General features: G+C 66.3%; 24 protein-coding genes. 16 read left to right on the forward strand and 8 right to left on the reverse strand.

The features are described from left to right. Positions 1-121: 121 nt before the first annotated feature. On the reverse strand, positions 122-763 hold the full coding sequence (locus AAC645_RS06860) for a glutathione S-transferase family protein (RefSeq protein ID WP_340314804.1): 642 nt from the start codon (positions 761-763) through the stop codon (positions 122-124). A gap of 189 nt (positions 764-952) precedes the next feature. On the opposite strand from AAC645_RS06860, the gene AAC645_RS06865 reads away from it, so the two are divergent. Next, positions 953-1,477 carry a glycine cleavage system transcriptional repressor gene (locus AAC645_RS06865; protein WP_340314805.1) on the forward strand — a complete coding sequence of 175 codons (525 nt, stop codon included), beginning with the start codon at positions 953-955 and terminating at the stop codon, positions 1,475-1,477. Positions 1,478-1,623: 146 nt separating this feature from the next. On the opposite strand, the gene dinB is transcribed toward AAC645_RS06865, so the two are convergent. Next, positions 1,624-2,748: a DNA polymerase IV gene (gene dinB / locus AAC645_RS06870; RefSeq protein ID WP_340314806.1), complete on the reverse strand. Its 1,125-nt coding sequence runs from the start codon at positions 2,746-2,748 to the stop codon at positions 1,624-1,626. A 125-nt stretch (positions 2,749-2,873) separates the two neighbouring features. Here dinB and AAC645_RS06875 point away from each other — a divergent pair, with 125 nt between their 5' ends. Beyond that, positions 2,874-3,311: a hypothetical protein gene (locus AAC645_RS06875; RefSeq protein WP_340314807.1), complete on the forward strand. Its 438-nt coding sequence runs from the start codon at positions 2,874-2,876 to the stop codon at positions 3,309-3,311. A 221-nt stretch (positions 3,312-3,532) separates the two neighbouring features. Here AAC645_RS06875 and AAC645_RS06880 read toward each other — a convergent pair whose 3' ends face one another. Further along, complete coding sequence (locus tag AAC645_RS06880; protein ID WP_340314808.1) at positions 3,533-4,798, reverse strand: MFS transporter; 1,266 nt, start codon at positions 4,796-4,798, stop codon at positions 3,533-3,535. Positions 4,799-5,017: 219 nt separating this feature from the next. Here AAC645_RS06880 and pgsA point away from each other — a divergent pair, with 219 nt between their 5' ends. From pgsA to AAC645_RS06905, 5 genes are read left to right on the forward strand one after another with little or no spacing between them, the layout of a single operon-like run. Beyond that, positions 5,018-5,569, forward strand: a complete 552-nt coding sequence (gene pgsA / locus AAC645_RS06885) for a CDP-diacylglycerol--glycerol-3-phosphate 3-phosphatidyltransferase (RefSeq protein ID WP_340314810.1) — start codon at positions 5,018-5,020, stop codon at positions 5,567-5,569. A 9-nt stretch (positions 5,570-5,578) separates the two neighbouring features. Then, positions 5,579-5,836: a molybdopterin converting factor subunit 1 gene (moaD, locus tag AAC645_RS06890; protein ID WP_340314812.1), complete on the forward strand. Its 258-nt coding sequence runs from the start codon at positions 5,579-5,581 to the stop codon at positions 5,834-5,836. Beyond that, positions 5,833-6,291, forward strand: a complete 459-nt coding sequence (locus AAC645_RS06895; protein WP_340314814.1) for a molybdenum cofactor biosynthesis protein MoaE — start codon at positions 5,833-5,835, stop codon at positions 6,289-6,291. Before moaD ends, AAC645_RS06895 begins: the two co-directional genes overlap by 4 nt. After that, positions 6,288-6,821, forward strand: a complete 534-nt coding sequence (locus AAC645_RS06900; RefSeq protein ID WP_340314815.1) for a sigma-70 family RNA polymerase sigma factor — start codon at positions 6,288-6,290, stop codon at positions 6,819-6,821. The genes AAC645_RS06895 and AAC645_RS06900 overlap by 4 nt, the downstream gene beginning before the upstream one ends. Continuing rightward, positions 6,814-7,506: an anti-sigma factor gene (locus AAC645_RS06905; protein ID WP_340314816.1), complete on the forward strand. Its 693-nt coding sequence runs from the start codon at positions 6,814-6,816 to the stop codon at positions 7,504-7,506. The genes AAC645_RS06900 and AAC645_RS06905 overlap by 8 nt, the downstream gene beginning before the upstream one ends. A 100-nt stretch (positions 7,507-7,606) precedes the next feature. Here the strand turns inward: AAC645_RS06905 and AAC645_RS06910 are convergent, their stop codons facing one another. After that, a complete protein-coding gene (locus AAC645_RS06910) occupies positions 7,607-8,506 on the reverse strand; it encodes a LysR substrate-binding domain-containing protein (protein WP_340314817.1) in 900 nt (299 codons plus the stop codon). 102 nt (positions 8,507-8,608) lie between these two features. Between AAC645_RS06910 and AAC645_RS06915 the strand changes: the two genes are divergently transcribed. The 4 genes from AAC645_RS06915 to AAC645_RS06930 all read left to right on the forward strand — a co-directional run bounded on the left by AAC645_RS06915 (position 8,609) and on the right by AAC645_RS06930 (position 10,993). After that, positions 8,609-9,154 carry a peroxiredoxin gene (locus AAC645_RS06915; RefSeq protein WP_340314818.1) on the forward strand — a complete coding sequence of 182 codons (546 nt, stop codon included), beginning with the start codon at positions 8,609-8,611 and terminating at the stop codon, positions 9,152-9,154. Positions 9,155-9,274: 120 nt separating this feature from the next. After that, positions 9,275-9,796: a carboxymuconolactone decarboxylase family protein gene (locus AAC645_RS06920; protein WP_340314819.1), complete on the forward strand. Its 522-nt coding sequence runs from the start codon at positions 9,275-9,277 to the stop codon at positions 9,794-9,796. Between the two features lie 145 nt (positions 9,797-9,941). Then, complete coding sequence (gene epsC / locus AAC645_RS06925; RefSeq protein ID WP_340314821.1) at positions 9,942-10,658, forward strand: serine O-acetyltransferase EpsC; 717 nt, start codon at positions 9,942-9,944, stop codon at positions 10,656-10,658. Next, entirely contained in the window at positions 10,658-10,993 is a 336-nt protein-coding gene (locus tag AAC645_RS06930) for a DUF2794 domain-containing protein (protein ID WP_340314822.1), read from the forward strand. Before epsC ends, AAC645_RS06930 begins: the two co-directional genes overlap by 1 nt. A 131-nt stretch (positions 10,994-11,124) precedes the next feature. Here the strand turns inward: AAC645_RS06930 and AAC645_RS06935 are convergent, their stop codons facing one another. The 4 genes from AAC645_RS06935 to AAC645_RS06950 all read right to left on the reverse strand — a co-directional run bounded on the left by AAC645_RS06935 (position 11,125) and on the right by AAC645_RS06950 (position 15,051). Beyond that, a complete protein-coding gene (locus tag AAC645_RS06935) occupies positions 11,125-12,189 on the reverse strand; it encodes a hypothetical protein (protein ID WP_340314823.1) in 1,065 nt (354 codons plus the stop codon). Positions 12,190-12,367: 178 nt separating this feature from the next. Continuing rightward, complete coding sequence (gene phoB / locus AAC645_RS06940; RefSeq protein ID WP_340314824.1) at positions 12,368-13,066, reverse strand: phosphate regulon transcriptional regulator PhoB; 699 nt, start codon at positions 13,064-13,066, stop codon at positions 12,368-12,370. Beyond that, positions 13,066-13,764 (reverse strand): phosphate signaling complex protein PhoU, encoded by a 699-nt coding sequence (gene phoU, locus AAC645_RS06945; RefSeq protein ID WP_340314825.1) that lies wholly within the window; start codon positions 13,762-13,764, stop codon positions 13,066-13,068. The genes phoB and phoU overlap by 1 nt, the downstream gene beginning before the upstream one ends. Positions 13,765-13,833: 69 nt before the next feature. Then, a complete protein-coding gene (locus AAC645_RS06950; protein WP_340314826.1) occupies positions 13,834-15,051 on the reverse strand; it encodes an ATP-binding protein in 1,218 nt (405 codons plus the stop codon). 338 nt (positions 15,052-15,389) lie between these two features. On the opposite strand from AAC645_RS06950, the gene AAC645_RS06955 reads away from it, so the two are divergent. Genes AAC645_RS06955 through AAC645_RS06975 form a run of 5 tightly spaced genes read left to right on the forward strand, consistent with a single transcriptional unit; the run spans position 15,390 to position 19,304 of the window. Then, positions 15,390-15,812 carry a hypothetical protein gene (locus AAC645_RS06955; protein ID WP_340314827.1) on the forward strand — a complete coding sequence of 141 codons (423 nt, stop codon included), beginning with the start codon at positions 15,390-15,392 and terminating at the stop codon, positions 15,810-15,812. A 21-nt stretch (positions 15,813-15,833) separates the two neighbouring features. Further along, positions 15,834-16,115 (forward strand): HPr-rel-A system PqqD family peptide chaperone, encoded by a 282-nt coding sequence (locus tag AAC645_RS06960; protein WP_340314828.1) that lies wholly within the window; start codon positions 15,834-15,836, stop codon positions 16,113-16,115. Further along, positions 16,112-16,981 (forward strand): HprK-related kinase A, encoded by an 870-nt coding sequence (locus AAC645_RS06965; protein WP_422785805.1) that lies wholly within the window; start codon positions 16,112-16,114, stop codon positions 16,979-16,981. Before AAC645_RS06960 ends, AAC645_RS06965 begins: the two co-directional genes overlap by 4 nt. Further along, complete coding sequence (locus tag AAC645_RS06970; RefSeq protein ID WP_340314830.1) at positions 16,978-17,991, forward strand: nucleotidyltransferase domain-containing protein; 1,014 nt, start codon at positions 16,978-16,980, stop codon at positions 17,989-17,991. The genes AAC645_RS06965 and AAC645_RS06970 overlap by 4 nt, the downstream gene beginning before the upstream one ends. Then, on the forward strand, positions 17,988-19,304 hold the full coding sequence (locus AAC645_RS06975) for an anthranilate synthase component I family protein (RefSeq protein WP_340314831.1): 1,317 nt from the start codon (positions 17,988-17,990) through the stop codon (positions 19,302-19,304). Before AAC645_RS06970 ends, AAC645_RS06975 begins: the two co-directional genes overlap by 4 nt. Positions 19,305-19,318 lie beyond the last annotated feature (14 nt).

Here is a 19,318-nt window from a genome sequence, read left to right on the forward strand (position 1 = left end):
CAAGGCAGGCGCTCAGGATGAACTTCATCCAATGGATGAAGTCGAGACGCCAAGCGTATCGCCTGCGGCCTGTTCCTCGACTTCGCTCGGGACGAACGGATCAGAGAAAAGTCATTCCACTCTAGGCCGCGCTCATCCCCATTTCGGCGAACATCTGCTTCAAGCCTACGGGCCCGCCTTTCGCCTCGGCGCGACGATAGGCGTCGCGGCGGCGCATGCGCAGCAGATGTGCGTGCATGTTCGGCCAATTTCCGATGACGCCAAGCCCCTCGAGCAGTTCCTCGAAGAAAGTGAGCTGGATATCGGCCGCAGTGAACAGGCCAGGCACAATCGTCTCCCGATCCTGCAGGGCTGCTTCGATCAGGTCTATCGGCACGGCCATGGCTTGCTTTGCGGCTGCCCGCGCCTGATCGTCGCTGGCCCGGAACAGATGGACCAACGGCCCTTTCGCCGAACCTTCGATGAAGGTCAGCCACTGGAAGAACATCATCGCTTCGGGCGTGTCGGCGGGCGGGCGAAGCCGGCCGCCGCCATGAGCCTCGAGGATATAGAGGATGATGCCGGTCGATTCGATCATCGCCAGGCCATGATCCTCGATCGCCGGCGCCTTTGCGGCCGGATGGATCGCGCGCAGCGAGTCGGGAGACAGCTTCGTCACCGGATCGCGCTGGTGATCCACCAGTTCGTAGGGAAGCGCCAGTTCCTCCATCAGCCACAGCACGACATGCGAGTGGGAATTGCTCAGGTGGTGAACCCTTATCATTGGCTGTCCTGTCCGTTTCCGGGGGCCTTCCCACCGGGCCGCGCATTGTGGCGCGCACACCGTGAAAGGGCTAACGGGCGGGGACTGGGCGGTCAATCAACAGGCCGAAGCGATCGTCCCGTTGCGCGCAACGATTGCGATTGCCACCGAAACCGCGCACCATCGCGCAGCCTAGCTGGGAGAGATCGCATGAACCAATCGGTAATCCTGACGGTCGTGGGCAGCGATCGGCCCGGCCTGACCCGCGCGATCGCCGACGCCGTCTATGCCGCAGGCGGCAACTGGCTCGAGAGCCACTTGTCGCGGCTGGGCGGCAAATATGTAGGATCGGTGCTCGTGGAGCTGCCGCAGGCGCGGCTCGGCGAACTGGAAGCGGCCGCGCGCGGGATCGATGCAGTGGGCCTTAAGGTCGACATCATCGCCTCGTCGGGCGCAACCCAGCGTCCCGGCGAGCCGCTGGCGATCGAGATCGTCGGTCAGGACCGTCCGGGCATCGTCCGCGAAGTGACCACGGTTCTTGCCGGCCTGGATGTCAACATCGAGGATTTCGCAACGGCGATCGAGGACAGCGCCTGGTCGGGCGCGCCCCTGTTCCGCGCCAAGGCCCGCCTGCTGATCCCCTCGAACATATCGACCGACGCCGTTCGCGAAGCACTGGAACGGATTTCGGGGGAAATCATGGTCGATTTCAACGCGCAGCCAGAGGTCGCCTGAGCAGCCCTCCGCCGAATCCAGCTTCGTGCGGACACCGGCACCGAGATGGTGTAGCGAAGGCCGCCTGCGGAACGCCGAAGCCGCGTTGAAGGGATGCTCCGCGCCCGCATGCCGACAGGGATCATGGTTGCGGCTGCCGTGCAGGGCTATTCCAGCGCGAGCGCCAGTTGCTCGGCGGTTACGACCAGTTCCTCTTCGCCCTCGCCGAGGCTCGACAGGGTGACCCCGAGCAGGCGCACGCCCTGCTCGACCGGCTCCAGGGACGCGAGCAGCGCGAGAGCCACCTCGCCGATCCGGGTTGCGTCGGCGATCGGCGCCGGTAGCGTGCGGGCCCGCGTCAAAGTGCGAAAATCGGCATAGCGCAGCTTGATCGACACGGTGCGACCTGCCTTGCCGGTGCGCTCCGCGTGACGCGCCACCGTCTCCGCAGATTGCGCCAGCGCCGCCGCGAGATCGTCATGCGCGTACAGGTCGGTGAAGAAGGTATTTTCCGATCCGATAGATTTGCGCACCCGATCCGGACGCACCGGGCGGTGGTCGATCGCGCGGGCGGCGAGGTAAAAATAATCGCCCGACTTGCCGAATTGCTGCGACAGGAACTCGCGGCTGCAGCGGCGCAGGTCGGCGCCGGAATGGATGCCGAGCTTCTCCATGCGGGTCGCGGTGACCGGTCCGACGCCATGAAAGCGCGACACCGGCAAGCGGGCGATAAAGGCGAGCCCCTGTTCCGGGCGAACCACGCACAACCCGTCCGGCTTGTTATGGTCCGATGCCAGCTTGGCGATGAACTTGTTGTACGAGACGCCGGCCGACGCGGTCAGCCCGGTCTCCTCCTTGATCCGCGCCCGTATCGCACGCGCGACATCGGTAGCGGTCGCGATGCCCTGGTGGTTCTCGGTCACATCGAGATAGGCCTCGTCGAGCGAGAGCGGCTCGATCAGGTCGGTATAGTCGGCGAAGATCTCATGGATCTGCCGCGACACTTCGCGGTACACATCGAAGCGCGGCCGTACGAAGATCAGGTCCGGGCACTGCCGCCGCGCCACGGCCGAGGCCATCGCCGAGCGCACCCCAAACCGGCGCGCTTCGTAGCTCGCCGCCGCAACCACGCCACGTTCGCGGGTGCCGCCCACCGCAACCGGCTTCCCGCGCAGCGCGGGATCGTCGCGCTGCTCGACCGACGCGTAGAAGGCATCCATGTCGATATGGATTATCTTGCGGCCGCCTTCGGCCGGACCGCCGGGTGCCAGCGCCTGTTCGGGTCGAACCATGGAACAAAGCAGATACAATAGAGCGCCGGCCCACGCCAGAGGCCGTTTCATCGCCGAAGCTACCGTCAAACGGAACTCGCCCGGTACCCTGGCGTTTTTGGCGCAATTCCACAGGAGAGACGATCATGGCTTCCAGAAATCCCTCTACCCGGTCGCGTTCGACTGCCGCCAAGGCTGCTCCGAGGAAGCGTCGCACCGATGGCGCCAGCTCGGCCGCCCGCACCCAGTCGCTCGCCAACGAGGCCAAGACGGCTGTGCGGTCGGTGCGCACCCGCGCGAGCCGCGCTGTGAAGAAGGTGCCGACCGACAGGACCAGCCTGTCGATCGCCGTCGGCGTGCTCGCCGGCCTGGTTGGCGCCGGCGTGGCGATCTTCATGAATCGCGACCGGCTCCGCGACGTTGCATCGAGCGGCGGCGAACGGCTGAAAAAAGCTGCGGATGATCTGTCGACGATGGCGCACGAGCGCATCGACCAGGCCCGCGACAACATCACCAGGTTCCGCTCGCGAAACGAGCCGGCGCCCTCGGCAGAGATTCGTGAGCCGATGGCGGTCAGCGGCTGAAGCCCTGCTGTCCCGGCGCGGGACGGCAACGCAACCGCAGAGGGCGGCGCGGCTTCACAGCCGCGTCGCCCTCCTGCATTCTCGACCGATGCGATTCGACCCCACGAGCGAGCGATGGCGCTACGATCTGCGGCTGTTCCTGCTGGCTTATGTGCTTGGTATCATCGCGTTCAGCGCACTGGTGCCCTGACAGATATATCCCGTCCGTGACCGACAGGTTGTCAGTCGCAAGCCTTGTGCAGCAGCCAGGCCAGCCAGGCGGCGCCGAGGCTTCCCACCGCTACGATCAGCAGTGTCTCGGCGACCGACACGCCCATATGCACCATCCCGGCCAGGATCAGCGTCGACGCCACCATCGCGCCGGAATTGACGATGTTGTTCGCAGCGACCGTTCGCGCGGTCTGGGCCTTGGCGACCGTCGTGGTGAGAAAGGCGTAAAGCGGCACCACGAACATGCCGCCGGCGATCGCGACGCCGAGCAGGTCGATCATCACCCGTCCGCCATTGGGCACGGCGATGAATGCCTGGAAACCGAGCAGCGGACCCTGCGGCACCGGCCAATAATGCGCGGTCCACCACAGATCGCAGACAAATGCTCCCATCACCAGCGCCGAGGCCGGCGAACAACGGGCCGACACGGTGCCGCCCAGGATCCGATTGACCGCGATCGAGCCGATCGCAACGCCGACCGAGAAGATCGCGAGGAACAGCGTCGCCACGTCCTGGTTCGCGCCGAGCACGTTCTTCACAAGCGGCGGGAACTGCGCCGCGAGCACCGTGCCCTGCGCCCAGAAGAAGCTGATCGCGCAGATGGCGAGGAACAGCCGCCGGACGTGCATCGTGTCCGACACCAGCTTTATCGACGATCGAATGATGTGGAAATCGACCCCTGCATCCTGAATCATCGGCGGCGCCGGCGGCACCTGCCGGGCGGTGAGCCAGCCGATGCAGGCGACCACCAGCACGCCCATTGCCGCCTGCTCGGAGGGGATGATGCCGCCCACGATGGTGCCGGCAAGGATCGCGATATAGGTGCCCGCCTCGACCAGGCCGGTGCCGGGCAGCACCTGATCATCCTCGAGGTGCTGCGGCAGGATCGCATATTTGATCGGGCCGAAGAAGGTCGAGTGCGCACCCATCGACAGCAGCGCAAGCAGCATCAACGGGATATTTTCAAGGATGAGGCCGGCCGCGCCGGCGATCATGATGACGATCTCCGCGGTCTTCACGAGGCGGATGATCTGCGCCTTGTCGTGGCAATCGGCGAGTTGCCCGGAGAGCGCCGAAAAAAGGAAGAACGGCAGGATGAACAACCCGCCGGCCACCGCAGAAAATGCGGCCTCCTGCGCCGGATCATTATAGATACGATAAATCACCAGCATGATCATCGCGGTTCGGAACAGGTTATCGTTGAACGCGCCCAGGAATTGGGTGGCGAACAACGGCAAGAACCGGCGCTTGGCGAGAAGCCGGAAAGACGGAGTCATGTGGGAATTTTGCGCCTTATGTGTCGTTGCCGGCATCATTCGGGCGCTCCCATAGCCGATAGCAGCGGCGAGGTCCAAGCCGATAACGCCGGCGCGCGTCCGTTCTGCGACGACGGCAGACTGCGCCTGCCTTGTCAGGATATGCGTCCGCGCCGCGCAGCCGCCGCTCGCAGGCGGGGGCTTATCTCTCGCGTTCATCCACGCTAGAGCATCCTACAGATGCTGACGCTGCCGAACATCCTCACGCTTTCGCGCATCCTGGCGGTGCCTATCCTCGTCTTCCTGCTGTGGCCGGACCCGCGAGAGTTCGAATATGGGCTGGCGTTCGGCCTCTACGCGCTGATGGCCATCACCGACTATTTCGATGGCTATCTGGCGCGAGCGCAGGGGGCCGTCTCGAAGCTCGGCATTTTCCTCGATCCGATCGCCGACAAGATCATGGTGGCCGCGGTCATCCTGATGCTGGTGCTGACGCGGGATGTCTCCGGCTTTGCGGCGATCGCCGCACTGGTCATCCTGCTCCGCGAAATCGCCGTGTCGGGCCTGCGCGAATTCCTCGCCGGGATCCAGGTGTCGGTGCCGGTCAGCAAGCTCGCCAAGTGGAAGACGACCCTCCAGCTCGTCTCGCTCGGCGCGATCATCCTCGGCAATGCGGTACCCGAATGGGGATGGATCGAGCAGCTCGGGCTGTTCAGCCTGTGGGCCGCGGCGGCGCTCACGCTGATCACCGGCTGGGATTATCTTCGCGTCGGCATCAAGCACATGGACTAGGCTAGGGACATGGCGATCGAGATCCTCTACTTCGCGCGCATCCGGGAAGCGATCGGCCGCAGCGCCGAAACCGTGACGCCTCCGGATGAGGTGGTCACGCTCGGCGACTTGGTGGCATGGCTCGCCACGCGTGGCGACGGCTATGCCGAGGCGTTCGCCGACCGCGGCCTGGTCCGGGCTGCAATCGGCGATGCCTTCGCCGATCCGGAGACTCCTATCGCCGGCGCGCGCGAGATCGCCCTGTTCCCGCCGGTGACCGGAGGATGAGCGCCACGATGCGGATCCTGGTCGACACCGTCCAGATCGACGTCGGCGCCGAACTCTCGCGGCTCGAGGCGCTCGGCGGGGGCGGCGTGGCGAGCTTCACCGGCATCGTGCGCGGCGGAGGCGGGCTGACGGCGCTCGAACTCGAACATCATCCCGGCGTAACCCTCGCCATGATGACCCGCATCGCCGAGGACGCCGCGGCGCGATGGCCGCTGCTCGGCGTCACCGCGATCCATCGCCACGGCCGGCTACTGCCCGGCGAGCGCATCGTGCTCGTCGCCGCCGCATCACCGCATCGCGCCGCCGCGCTCGAGGCGACCGCCTTCCTGATCGACTGGCTGAAAACCCGGGCGCCATTCTGGAAGAAGGAATATTTCGCGGACGGGACGAGCCGCTGGGTCGAGGCGCGGGCGTCGGACGACGACGCTGCCGCGCGTTGGATGAGCCAGGGATGAGCGCACAGGAGTTGCCCGATCTGCTGCTCGCCATCGCCGACGGCGATCGCGCCGCCTTCACGCGTTTCTACGAGCGGACTTCGGCAAAACTTTTTGGAGTTGTGCTGCGTATCTTGCCCGAAAGGTCGGTGGCTGAAGACGCGATGCAGGATGCCTATGCGAAGATCTGGCGGAATGCCGCGGGTTACGATGCCCGGCGCGGCAGTCCGATAACCTGGGCGGCGACGATCGCGCGCAACGTGGCGATCGACCTGAGGCGCCGCGAGCACCCGCGCGGCCGCATCCGCGACGAGGATTTCGACTTCGACGCGATGAGCGATCCCGCCGGTGGCGTCTCGGCCGAGGACAGGGCGGCGCTGCGCGCCTGCCTGGACCGGCTCGATCCCGAACAGCGGGCGCTGATCCTGGCGGCCTATCTGAACGGCGAAAGCCGCGAGGAACTGGCCGAACGTCTCGGTCATCCCACGGGTACGATCAAGAGTTGGCTGCACCGTGGCCTTGCGCGGCTGAAGGGCTGCCTGGATGGCTGACGACATCGACATGCTCGCCGGCGAATATGTGCTCGGCACGCTGGACGAGGCGGAGCGGCGGGCTTTTCAGCGCCGCCTGCTGACCGATCGCGACGCCGCAGCTTCTGTCGCCCGTTGGCAGGAGCGGCTGTCGCCGCTGCTGCTCGCGGTGCCGGAGGTCGAGGCTCCGGCCGGGCTGATCGACCGTATCGACATCGGCGCTCGCCCCGCCAACGACAATCGCCCGCTGCGCCGCTGGCAGGCGGCAACCGCCGCCGCTGCGCTGCTCGCGGTGCTGAGTTCGGGCCTGGCGCTGCGACCACGGCTGGGCGCGCCTACGACTGCGTTCCAGCCAGCGCAGCCGCCGCTGTTCCAGTCGGTCGCAGCGCTCAGCGAAACCGGCGGTGCTCCAGCGCTGCTGGTCACCTACGACCAGACTAGCAAGAAGATGCGGATCACCCCGGTCAACGTCTCGCCTCGGCCGGGCCACAGCCTCGAATTATGGGTGATCGCCGGCAAGGCGGCACCCAAGTCGATCGGGCTGATGCACGACGAGGGCGCCACCGCGCTCGACCGGATGGCGCTCGACCTCAAGCAGGACATGACGATTGCGGTATCGGTCGAGCCCCGCGGCGGATCGCCGACCGGGCTGCCGACGGGGCCTGTCGTCTATTCGGGCCGGATGATCACCCTGCCGACCAGCTGATACGCAAACGCAACCTACCGGGCCGCTTGTCCATCCGTCCGATGAACGGGCGATGACAGAGCCGGGATGCGGGCATCCGCGCATGTGGAAGGGGGAGGGATCACTCCGCCGCCCGCAGGGCGTCGGCCAGCAGGTTGAACTCCTTGTCGCGCGGGGAGCCCCTGCGCCATGCGAGCGCGATGCGGCGCGAGGGATGTTCGGCATCGAGCGCCTTGGCGACGACATGGGTGTTGTCGAGGATGCCGGCATCGAGCGCCATCGCCGGCAGCAGCGTCACCCCCAGGCCGTTATCGACCATTTGCACCAGTGTGTGCAGCGACGTGCCGAGCATAGCCGCCTCCGCGCGCAGCTCGGGCCGGTTACATGCGGAAAGGACATGATCCTTCAGACAATGACCATCCTCGAGCAGCAGCAGCCTGCTTTCATCGATCGCATCGGCGCTGATGCTATGCGCACCGCCCGGAATCTCTCCGTCGCGAAAGGCGATGAACAGCCGGTCGAGGAACAGGTCGACCGACTCGATGTCGCCGCAGTGGTAGGGCAGCGCCAGCAGCACGCAGTCGACATGGCCACGATGGAGCGAGTCGCACGCGGCGCTGGTGGTTTCTTCGCGAAGGTACAGCTTCAGGTCTGGCCAGGCCGCCCGCAGCCGGGGCAGGATCCGCGGCAGCAGGAACGGCGCGATTGTCGGGATCACGCCCATGCGCAGATCGCCCGACAGCGGCTTGCCGGCCGAGCGGGCAAGATCGCCCAATTCCTCCGCCTCCCGGAGCACGCGCTGCGCCTTGTCGGCAATGCGCAGCCCGAGCGGCGTGAACCGCACGACGCGGCGGGTGCGCTCGACCAGGGTGATGCCGATCAGCGACTCCAGTTCGCGCAGTCCGGCGGACAGCGTCGACTGGGTGACGAAGCAGGCTTCGGCGGCACGACCGAAATGGCCGTGGTCACGCAGGGCGACCAGATATTGGAGTTGCTTGAGAGTCGGAAGATAGGTGGCCATTCATCGCCTCACTCGATCATTCCTGGCGGAATAATCAATTTGATTGCTTAGGTCCACCCTGCCATCACAGCTGCTCCAAACCAAAGCCCTAGGAGATACACAGTGGCCCTTACCGTTGGTGACAAGTTTCCCGCCCTGGTTCTTCCGGTCCAGCAGGGCACTTCCGCGCTTCCCGCAGGTGAAACGATCGACACCGGTGACACCGGTGGCAAGTGGAAGGTCGTTTTCTTCTGGCCGAAGGACTTCACATTCATCTGCCCGACCGAGATCATCGGCTATGGCGAACTGCAGAGGGATTTCGCGGATCGCGACGCGGTGCTGATCGGCGCCTCGACCGACACCGATTTCGTGCACTTCGCGTGGCGCAAGTCGGACGAGCGCCTGGCGAAGTGCGACTTCCCTTGGATCGCCGACAACCAGAAGAAGCTGGCGAATGCACTTGGCATCGTCGATGCCGAGGCCGGTGTCGCCTATCGCGCGACCTACATCGTCGATCCGCACAATGTGATCCAGCACGTCACGGTCAACGGCCTCAACCAGGGCCGCAACCCCGCCGAAGCGATCCGCGTGCTCGATGCGCTGCAGACCGACGAGCTTTGCCCGTGCAACTGGCACGCCGGTGAAGAGGTCCTCAAGCCTGCTGCCTGATCCCCTTTTCAGGTAGCCCGCCGCGCCGAAGCCCCCCGCTCGGCGCGGCCGACGGGCGCGGAGGATTCCCGACGGACCTCCGCGCCCTTTTTGTTCGAGTCTTCCCAACAGGAGCCCCCCATGTCCCTCAAGGAATTTGCCGACGCACTGCCGGACTATGCCAAGGATATCCGGCTCAACGTCGGCTCGCTGCTCAGCGACCAGACGCTAAGCGATCAGCGCAAATATGGACTGCTGCTCGCCTGCGCCCATGGCAGCGGCTACAAGCCGATCGTCGACGCCGCCGAGGCCGAGGTGGCCGGCAAGCTGACCCCGGAAGCGGCGAATGCCGCCCGCGCATCGGCCGCCGTCATGGCGATGAACAATGTCTATTATCGCTTCGTCCATCTCGCCTCGAACAAGGAATATGGGCAGCTGCCGGCAAAGCTCAGGATGAACGTGATCGGATCGCCGGGTATCGAAAAGGTCGACTTCGAGCTGTTCAGCCTCGCCGTCTCGGCAATGAACGGCTGCGGAATGTGCATCGACAGCCATGAGAAGGTGCTGCGCCAGCACGAGGTCGCCAGCGAGGTGATCCAGACCGCCGCGCGCGTCGGTGCAGTGATCAAGGCCGCCGCGACGGTGCACGCAACCGCGGTCTGATCTGCTGGGATCCTCCCTCTTTACGGGAGGATTTTCACTGCCACACAAGTCCAGCTTATCCCGTACCGCTCAGGAACATCTTTCCAGCGCGGAACGGTCGGCCTATATTGGCCGTTCGCGCTGCGTGGTCCCTGAAGGAAGGCCGATGTTCGACGGACTGATTTCCTATCTCGATTCGATCAAAGCGCGGGATCCCGCGCCGCGATCGCGCTGGGAGATTTTGCTGTATCCGGGCGTCCTGGCGCTGGGCTTGCATCGAATTGCGCACTGGCTGTTCCAGGCCGACCTCTATTTCCTCGCCAGGCTGGTGAATCATTTCTCGCGGATGATCACCGCGATCGACATCCATCCTGGCGCGCAGATCGGGCGCAACTTCTTCATCGACCATGGTTTCGTCGTGATCGGCGAGACCGCGGTGGTCGGTGACGACGTCACCATCTACCAGGGCGCAACGCTGGGTGGCACCAACCCGACCAGCGGCGAAGGCGGCAAGCGCCACCCGACCATCGGCGACGGCGCTATCGTCAGCCTGGGCGCTGCGATCCTCGGCCCGATCACGATCGGTCCGCGCGCGCGGGTCGGCGCCAACGCCGTCGTCACCCGCGACGTTGCGGAAGGCCAGGTCGTGGTCGGCATTCCCGCCAAGCCGATGCTGGTCGATGCTCGCGAATATCAGCGCGGCTTCGTGCCCTATGGCACGCCCTGCAGCGAACGCTTCGATCCGCAGACCCAGCAGCTCGAGATATTGCGCTGCGAGCTAGAGACCTTGCGCGGTCGCATCGCCATGCTGATCGACGAGCGCGATGCGGCGCGAGAGAAGATAACAGAAGCCAAGATCGCAGAGGACCGTGAACGCGCCTGATGGGCACGGTATCTCCTTTTCCGGGGAAGCCGCTGCAGATCGGCTTCGATCGGATCGAACTTTCGCGCATCCTCGATCTTTACGGCCGCATGGTATCGGCCGGCCTGTGGCGTGACTATGCGATCGACCTCGGGCGCGACGCCGCCTCCTTCGCAGCCTTTCGCCGCACCGCCGAGCGGCCCGAATACCGCATCGAGAAACGCCCCGCCCTGCGCCACCGCCAGGGCATGTGGGCACTGATCGGCGAAGGCGGCGCAGTCCTCAAGCGCGGGCCGGAACTCGGGCCGGTGCTGGCGCCGGTCGAGCGGCGGCTGATGAAGCTGGTGAGCGAGTAGCTGGCATAGCGCGCGGGTGGCTTATCGAGCGCCGGCGTCATCCTGAACTTGTTGCAAGATCCACTCTTCCCCTTGGAACGCTCCCCTGGTGCGGAGTGGATGCTGAAACAAGTTCAGTATGACGATATGAATCAAGCCGTGACGCGCCGATCGGTGATCGGGAGCCGCAGCGCCATATCATCCGGCAGCAGGCCCACCACGAAGCGGCGGGCGCTGGTCCAGAAGGCGGAGAGCAGCAGCAGCGCGGAGCCGATGATCAGCGCGGTCAGGCCGAAGGAGAGGTCGACCACGCCGCTCTGCTCGATCAGGCTCGACAGCGCGTAGAGGACATAGACGAGCGCCGACACCATCAGCGCGCGCCGGTCGATCGCCAGCGCCACGAAACCTAGGCCGATGTAGAGCAGGACGACGATCGCCGCCTGGGCGGGCGCGGCGCTGCCCTCGAGCATGCCCATCATCGCGAAGATCGGATGGACCAGCATCGGCGCGGCCAGCAGGTGCAGCCAGAAGGCTACGTCCGAGCGGCGGGTGGTTCGCGTCCGGTCGCTCATGTCCCACCACATCGCAAGCGCGAACACCGCGAACCCCGCCAGCAGCATCAGCTTGAGGACATGCTCGCCAAGACCCGGAACCGCCGCGACGGCCAATGCCAGCACCAGCCCGGCTAGCGTCGCCGCACCGGCAGCCACGGTGATCGGCACCTGGAAACGGCGCCAATGAAGCCACACCCCGCCCGCCGTCAGCGCCGCGGCGCCGGCCATGACCAGCGCCATCGCGCGCTCGTCGTGCGGCTGCGAACCGGACGGACCGCCGAACAGAATGGCGCAGCCGCCGAACAGGCCGCCGGCGAAGGCGAGCAGCAGGATGATGCTGGGCAGCGCCATGCGCCGCTCGCGGGTGAAATATTCGGCGAGACCCCAGGCGGCCGCGGCAACCGCGAAGCCGCTGAACGGCGACGGGCCATATTCGGGAGCAAGCAGGCGGACCATGTTGCCGAGCCAGCCCATCGCGACGAGCATCAGCACCGCCGCGATCGACACGAAGATGTCGTTAAATCCGGTGAGCAGCCGAAAGCTTTCCTCATCCGCCGCCGGTATGGCGCGCAGGGCGGCGACATGGCTGCGAAAGGATGCGGCCGCTTCTGCGCTGAGGGCCCCCGCCTGGACGGCGCCATCGATATCGCTCTCGCTATACACGGGTCTCTCCTGATGTTCCGGGGACGTGATAGCAGAGCTGTATTATTTTCACAATACACTTACCCGTCTCCCCTTTGGCAAAGGGGGAGGGTGAGCGATGGCATGGAATAGGTCGGCGGCGGCGGGGAGAGGAAATCGCGTGCGCTCACCCTCCCTCTCCCCAAGTGGGAGAGGGTTTTTAGACGACGCCTTCGCTGTCCAGCGCGTAGCCGGCGGAGCGGACAGTGCGGATCACGTCGGGGGCGTCGGCGAGATTGATCGCCTTGCGGAGCCGGCGGATATGGACGTCGACGGTGCGCGGCTCGATATCGCTGTCGCGGCCCCACACCGAATCGAGCAGCCGCTCGCGCGAGAAGACCCGGCCGGGATGTTCGAGGAAATGCTTGAGCAGGCGGAACTCGGTCGGTCCGAGCATGATCGGGCTGCCGCCGCGGCGCACGCGGTGGCTGGCGGTATCCATCTCGATATCGGCATAGGCCAGCCGTTCGCCGGCCAGCCCCGGGCGTACCCGGCGCAGCACCGCGGCGACCCTGGCGAGCAGTTCGCGTGGACTGAACGGCTTGGTGACATAATCGTCGGCGCCGGTTTCCAGCCCGCGCACCCGATCCTCTTCCTCGCCGCGCGCGGTGAGCATGATGATCGGCACATTGGCCGTGTCCGGCATCCGGCGCAGCCGGCGGCATACCTCGATGCCCGACACGCCCTCGATCATCCAGTCGAGCAGGACGAGATCGGGCGGCGTCTCGCGCGCGAGCAGGATCGCCTCGTCGCCGTCGCCGGTACGTTCGACTTCAAAGTCCTCCCGCTCAAGATGCCAGCTGACCAGCTCGGCTAGCGCGGCATCGTCCTCGACCAGGAGGACCCGCGCACGCGCCATCAGGCGTCTCCGGCGAGGGGGTCTTCGCCCTTCGCGCGTTCGACCATCTGCTGGCCGGTCGCCGCATAATAGACCATCTCGGCGACGTTGGTCGCATGATCGCCGATCCGCTCGATGTTCTTGGCGATGAACAGGAGGTGGGTCGACGCGGTGATGTTGTGCGGATTTTCCATCATGTGGGTCAGCAGCGTGCGGAACAGGCTGTTGTAGAAGTCGTCGACCGCCCGATCGCGCGCGGAAACCGCCACCGCGGCGTCCGCATCGCGCAACACGAAGGCGTCGAGGACGTTACGCACCATTTCCGTTGCGACCTTGCCCATCTCCGGGAGCACCGACATCGCCTCCATGCCGCGCGCATCCTGCAGCAGCGGGGCGCGCTTGGCGATGTTCTTCGCATAATCGCCCATGCGCTCGACCACGCCCGCTATCTTCAGCGCCGCGAGCACCTCGCGGAGATCATCGGCCATCGGCGCGCGCAGCGCGATCAGGCGGACCACCCGGCGTTCGATCTCGGCCTCAAGCTCGTCTATCTTGCGATCGCCCTCGACGATCAGCGCGGCGGATTCAAGGTCGCGGTTGACCAGCGCTTCCAGCGAGCCGGTGATCGCCGCCTCCGCCCTGCCGCCCATTTCCGATATCAGCGCGCGGAGCTGTCCCAGATCCTCGTCGAACGCCTTTACCGTATGTCCCGTGGCCATGATTTCACTTTCCTTGGGCGCCGGAGGCCGGCGCCGCTTTGACGCCGCCTATGGGGGCCGGTTGTTGCACTATGATGACATCATATCCGGCGCAGCCATCGGAAATGTGACGGTGACCGCGGTGCCCTCGCCGACCCGCGATGCGATGTCGAGGGTCGCACGATGACGCTCGGCGATATGCTTGACGATCGCAAGGCCCAGCCCGGTACCGCCCACCGCGCGGCTGCGCCCCGGATCAACGCGGTAGAAGCGTTCGGTGAGCCGCGGCAGATGCTCCGGCGCGACGCCCTCTCCCTCATCGACGACGCGCAGGCGGACCTTCTCGCCGACCGGCTTGAGCGACACCCGGATCGGCGTGCCCGGCCGGCCATATTTCATGGCATTGCCGATCAGATTGTGGAGCAGCTGGCCGATCTGGACACGATCGGCCCGGACTGGCGGCGTCGGCTGGACCAGCAACTCGATGCGATTCCGGTCGGCTTCGCCGCGCAGGCCCGAGCATATCACCCCCACGACTTCCTCGATCACCGGCCCCAGCGCCAGCGTGTTCTGCGGGATTGCAAAGCGATCCGCCTCGATCCGCGAGAGCGAGATCAGGTCGTCGACCAGCTGCTGCATCCGCTTCGCCTCGCCGAGCATGATCCCGAGGAAGCGCGCGCGGATCGCCGGATCTTCCGCGCCGCCGCCTTCGCCAAGCGTTTCGATGAAGCCCAGGATGGTCGCGAGCGGGGTGCGGAGTTCATGGCTGGCATTGGCGACGAAATCGACCCGCATGCGTTCGGCAATCCAACTATCGGTGCGGTCGCGCAGGGTCACCAGCCTGTTGCCCCCGGCAAGCCGGCGCACCGTCATCGCCCAGCGCCGGTCGGGCTCGCCAAGTCCTGCGATTTCAACCGGAGCGTCGGTTTCGCGATCGGCCGCGACCAGCTCGGCGGCGACAGGATGGCGGAGCGCCAGACGGAAATCGCCTTCGACCTTTTCCGCGCCGAACAGCCGGCGGGCGGCGGCATTGGCATGGGTGATCCGCTGGCGGTCGAGGATCAGCAGGACATCGTCGACGGCGTCGATCAACTCCTCGGTGCGATCCGCCATGTCGACGGGCGGAGCCGGCGGCAGCGGGGTCGACGCGGCCCCCGAACTGCGCGGGCGCCAGGCGAAGCCCGCCGCGCAGAGGCCGGCCACGACCGCTGCGAACGGGGGCGCAGACAGCGCAAGCGCCACGCCTGCGACGACGAGAAGCGCGATGACGCTGCGCAGGATCGGCCCGTCCGCGATGCGGCCAGTCATCGCGGCGCCCTTCCCGAGAGGCTGCAAGGGTTCATGCTTCATCAGACCCCTTTATAACCGAAATGTGAAATCTGTCGGACATGTAAGCTGTTGCTCGCCGGCACGAGCAGGTGCTGCCGATGTGTGAGCTTGACCAATCGGTTAGACTTGGTTGGGCTATGTTCGCAAGCAAGGCGCTCCTTCATCGTCATCCTCGCGAAAGCGGGGATCCACGGAAACGGAACGTTTTTTGACAGAATGTCCCGCCGTCCATGGATTCCCACCTCCGCGGGAATGACGGTTGGAGATAGTCGGGATTGGCGGTAAGACGAGCGCGCCTGGGGCGTGTGGGGGTGATTATGCGTGAAGAGGACGAACAGCCGGAAGGCGGCGCGGACCGCGCAGACCAGACCCAGACACGTCGTGCGATGCTGCGGATCGGTGCGCTCGGCACCGCCGCGGTGGTGACGATCCGCCCCGGCATCGCCCAGGCCGCAAGCTCGGCGCTGACCTGTTCGGTGCCGGTGCCCGACAGCGCAAACGCCGACAAGTGGATCGCCGCGGACGGCTCGCTGGTAAAGAAGAACACCAAAGGAGCCTTTGGCGGACCGAACTCTCCGCTCGCCGGCGAGGACGTCAAGAACTCGCTGAAATACGGCACCAACTATCCCGGCTACAGCGGGGCCCAAACCGACGCCTATAACGCGTACATCCAGAAGCTGAGCATCGGAAAACAGGGCTATACCTGCTATGCCTCGCTGCAGAGCCCCGGCCGTCAATAGGCTTACAGGCGTGGCTGAACGGTGACAGAAGCGCTCTACCGAAGCGATTTCCCTCGTCATTGCCGGACGCATGCGATCGACGGGATGCTGCTCGTCTTCCACCGTCCTTCGGGGACAACGCACTTCCTGGCCAGTCCCGTGCCCGAGATGCTCGCGCTGCTGGCGGAAGCCCCGTCCGATATAACGGATCTATGCCGCCGTCTGTGCGAGCAACTCGACCTGGCGCAAGACGACGAGGCGCTTGCGGTCGTCGCTGCGCGGCTGCGGGAGCTGGTCGCCAGCGGCCTTGTGCAGGCTGCCTGATGCACGAGATCAAACTTCGCGTCGGCACCTTTTCCTATCGGGTCGGGTCGCCGTGGCTGGCGCCGATCGCGGCGCTGCGCCGGCTCTACGCAGGCTACCCCGCGCCCGAGGACGGCATTGCCACAGTGACGGCGCGGATCGGCCCGCCGGCGCCATGGCGGCGCTGGATCCGCCCGCAGGTCGCCATCGAAGGCGATCACAGCCTGCCGGACACGGTGCCGATGGCGCTGCGCCATGCGCTGCTCGCCGCCGAGATGGCGATGAACATGCAGGTCGCGCTGGGCGAACGCCGCCACCTGCTGCTCCACGCCTCGGCAGTCGAGCGCGGCGGCAAGGCCCTGATCATGCCGGGCGAGTCCGGCTCGGGCAAATCGACGCTGGCGGCGCTGCTCGGCGAGGCGGGCTGGCGGTTGATGGCCGACGAGTTCGTGATGATCGACCTGGCGAGCGGCATGGCGCTGCCCTTCCCGCGCGCGATCAGCCTGAAGAACAGCGCGATCGCCGAAATGGCCGGTCGGATCGCCGACCCCAGCCGTTTCGGGCCGCATCTGAGCGCCACCCCAAAGGGCGAGCTGCGCCACCTGCGCCCCAATGCCGAAGCGATATCGCGAATGGACGAGCCGGCTGTGCCCGCGCTGATCCTGTTCCCGTCGTTCGGCTTCGAGGCGGCGAGCGACGGCGTCAGCCGGTCGGAACTGTTCATGCGCCTTACCGAGGGCTCGACCAACTATGTCGCGCTCGGCCAACCCGGCTTCGAGGGGTTGCTCCGTCTCGCCCAAAGCGTGCCGTCCGCGCGCTTCGCCTATCCGGACAGCGATACCGGCATCGCCATCGTCGAGCAGTTCTGCGCCGAGGCGGGGCTATGAAGGATGCGCGTCCGCTGGCGACGGCGTTGGCTGATCCCGTATCGGTGCTGTCCTTTTCGCCCGATGACTGGACGAGCCTGCTCGCTATCGCGAGGGCCGAACGGCTCGACGGCAGCCTCGCCTTCCGGCTGGCCGACCTGCCGCTGCCACAGGTCGTGCTCCGGGCGCTGGAAGATGCGCGTGCCCAGGCCGAGTTCGGCCAGACCCAGGCGCTGTGGGAGGTGGAAATGGCGCGGCGCGCTCTGGCGCCGATCGGCATTGCGCCGATCCTGCTCAAGGGCAGCGCCTTCGCCTTCGCCAGGCTGCCCGCCGGAGTAGGGCGGCTGGTCGGCGATCTCGACATCCTCGTCCCCCGCGACAGGATCGACGATGCCGAAGCGGCGCTGCTCGGAGCCGGCTTCGAATGGGTCAAGGACGACGACTATACCCAGCTCTATTACCGGCGCTGGATGCACGAGCTGCCGCCGCTGGTGCATCGCGAACGCGGCAGCATGATCGACGTTCATCACACCATCCTTCCACCGACCGCCCGGCGCACGCCGGACGCCGCCGCCCTGATCGAGGCCAGCATGGAGATCGCGCCGTCGCTGCGCATTCTGAACCCCGCCGACATGATCATCCATGGGGTCGCGCACCTGCTTGCCGACGGGGACCTCGCCGGCGGCCTGCGCAACCTGTGGGACATAGACCGGCTGCTGCGGCTGTTCGCGACAAGTGCCGATTTCTGGGACATACTGGACCGCCGTGCCACGCTCCATGAGATGCGCGAGCCCCTCGGCCTGGCGCTGCGGCTTGCCGACCGCATCTTCGCTACGCCGGTCGAGCCGCGTCTCGCCGGCTACGACCGGATGCGCGACGGCCTGTTCGTCCGCAGGCTGCTTGCCCGCGACGGCTGGGGACGGCCGATCCGGCCGCTCAACCGGCTGGGCTTCTACATGCGCTCGCACTGGATGCGGATGCCGCCACTGATGCTGGCGCGACACTTGTGGATCAAGGCGCGCTCGAAATGAAGGCGGACGAGCTGCTGGTCCGCGAGCTGGCCTGGATCGAGCCTGCCGAGATGTTCATGCGGCTGTCCGGCCTACCCGGCATCGCCTTCCTCGACAGCGCCGCCATCGGCGATCCGCGCTCGACAACCTCCTACATCGCCATCGATCCGGCCGAGGAGATACGGCTCGGCACCGCATCGATGGACGAGGCGCTCCGGGCGTTGCGGCGGCTGCATGTGCCGACAGCATCACCGACGCCGCTCCCCTTCAGCGGTGGCCTGATCGGACTGCTATCCTATGATCTCGGCCCCAGCGCGCTGGGGGTGCGGAGCCGCCATGCCACCGACCCAGAACTGCCCGCGCTTGTCGTGCGGCGCTACGATCTGGTGCTCGGCTTCGATCATGGCACCCAGCGTGCGTGGGGCTTCGCCCGGCCGCGCGGCGCAACGCGTGCGGAGGAGCGCCTCGCCCGGCTGCTCGACATCGCGGAGCCGCTGCCTGCACGCCACCCGGTCCCGGCATGGGCCGAGGAGACGAGCCCGGAGCGCCACGCGAAGATGATCGAGGCGGTGCTCGGCTATCTGCGCGCAGGCGACATTTATCAGGCCAATATCAGCACGCGCTTCGCGGCCCCGCGCCCGCCCGGCTTCTCGCCCGCCGCTGCCTATTTCGCCCTGCGCGCGCGCACCCCGGCGCCCTTCTCCGCCTATCTCGACCTCGGCGGCGGCAGCAGCCTGCTCAGCGCCTCGCCCGAACGTTTCGTGCGCTGCGATCCCGCCGGCCGGGTCGAGACGCGGCCGATCAAGGGAACCGCCCCGCGGTCCAGCGATCCCGAACAGGATCGCCGCAACGGCGAGCGCCTCGCGGAATCGGCCAAGGACCGCGCCGAGAATCTGATGATCTGCGACTTGCTGCGCAACGACCTCTCGATCGTCGCCGAGGAAGGCAGCGTTACCGTCTCGCAGATCGCCGAACTCGAAGGCTTCGCATCCGTCTGGCACCTCGTCTCGGCTATCCATGCGCGGTTGCGCACCGGAAAGGATGCGATCGACCTGCTGGCGGCAACCTTTCCCGGCGGATCGATCACGGGCGCACCGAAGCGCCGGGCTGTGGAGATCATAGACGCGGTCGAGGAATCGCCACGCGGCCCGTTTTTCGGAGTTCTGTTCGCGCTTTCGAACGACGGAACGTTAGACAGTTCGATCGTGATCCGGTCGATCGCCGCGACGCCGTCTCGCCTGATCGCGCGGGCGGGCGGCGGGATCGTCGCGGACAGCGTGGCCGCCGACGAATATGCCGAACTGCACGCCAAGATCGATCCCGTGCTCGGATAACTGCCGCAGGCGGA

It is taken from the genome of Rhizorhabdus argentea (genome assembly GCF_037861105.1).
Lineage (GTDB): Bacteria > Pseudomonadota > Alphaproteobacteria > Sphingomonadales > Sphingomonadaceae > Rhizorhabdus > Rhizorhabdus argentea.

Bases quoted from the DNA above. Each gene is read 5' to 3' on its own strand.
- AAC645_RS06860 (WP_340314804.1), bottom strand. From the start codon at position 763: ATGATAAGGGTTCACCACCTGAGCAATTCCCACTCGCATGTCGTGCTG.
- AAC645_RS06865 (WP_340314805.1), top strand. From the start codon at position 953: ATGAACCAATCGGTAATCCTGACGGTCGTGGGCAGCGATCGGCCCGGC.
- dinB (WP_340314806.1), bottom strand. From the start codon at position 2,748: ATGGTTCGACCCGAACAGGCGCTGGCACCCGGCGGTCCGGCCGAAGGC.
- AAC645_RS06875 (WP_340314807.1), top strand. From the start codon at position 2,874: ATGGCTTCCAGAAATCCCTCTACCCGGTCGCGTTCGACTGCCGCCAAG.
- AAC645_RS06880 (WP_340314808.1), bottom strand. From the start codon at position 4,798: ATGACTCCGTCTTTCCGGCTTCTCGCCAAGCGCCGGTTCTTGCCGTTG.
- pgsA (WP_340314810.1), top strand. From the start codon at position 5,018: ATGCTGACGCTGCCGAACATCCTCACGCTTTCGCGCATCCTGGCGGTG.
- moaD (WP_340314812.1), top strand. From the start codon at position 5,579: ATGGCGATCGAGATCCTCTACTTCGCGCGCATCCGGGAAGCGATCGGC.
- AAC645_RS06895 (WP_340314814.1), top strand. From the start codon at position 5,833: ATGAGCGCCACGATGCGGATCCTGGTCGACACCGTCCAGATCGACGTC.
- AAC645_RS06900 (WP_340314815.1), top strand. From the start codon at position 6,288: ATGAGCGCACAGGAGTTGCCCGATCTGCTGCTCGCCATCGCCGACGGC.
- AAC645_RS06905 (WP_340314816.1), top strand. From the start codon at position 6,814: ATGGCTGACGACATCGACATGCTCGCCGGCGAATATGTGCTCGGCACG.
- AAC645_RS06910 (WP_340314817.1), bottom strand. From the start codon at position 8,506: ATGGCCACCTATCTTCCGACTCTCAAGCAACTCCAATATCTGGTCGCC.
- AAC645_RS06920 (WP_340314819.1), top strand. From the start codon at position 9,275: ATGTCCCTCAAGGAATTTGCCGACGCACTGCCGGACTATGCCAAGGAT.
- epsC (WP_340314821.1), top strand. From the start codon at position 9,942: ATGTTCGACGGACTGATTTCCTATCTCGATTCGATCAAAGCGCGGGAT.
- AAC645_RS06930 (WP_340314822.1), top strand. From the start codon at position 10,658: ATGGGCACGGTATCTCCTTTTCCGGGGAAGCCGCTGCAGATCGGCTTC.
- phoB (WP_340314824.1), bottom strand. From the start codon at position 13,066: ATGGCGCGTGCGCGGGTCCTCCTGGTCGAGGACGATGCCGCGCTAGCC.
- phoU (WP_340314825.1), bottom strand. From the start codon at position 13,764: ATGGCCACGGGACATACGGTAAAGGCGTTCGACGAGGATCTGGGACAG.
- AAC645_RS06950 (WP_340314826.1), bottom strand. From the start codon at position 15,051: ATGACTGGCCGCATCGCGGACGGGCCGATCCTGCGCAGCGTCATCGCG.
- AAC645_RS06955 (WP_340314827.1), top strand. From the start codon at position 15,390: ATGCGTGAAGAGGACGAACAGCCGGAAGGCGGCGCGGACCGCGCAGAC.
- AAC645_RS06970 (WP_340314830.1), top strand. From the start codon at position 16,978: ATGAAGGATGCGCGTCCGCTGGCGACGGCGTTGGCTGATCCCGTATCG.
- AAC645_RS06975 (WP_340314831.1), top strand. From the start codon at position 17,988: ATGAAGGCGGACGAGCTGCTGGTCCGCGAGCTGGCCTGGATCGAGCCT.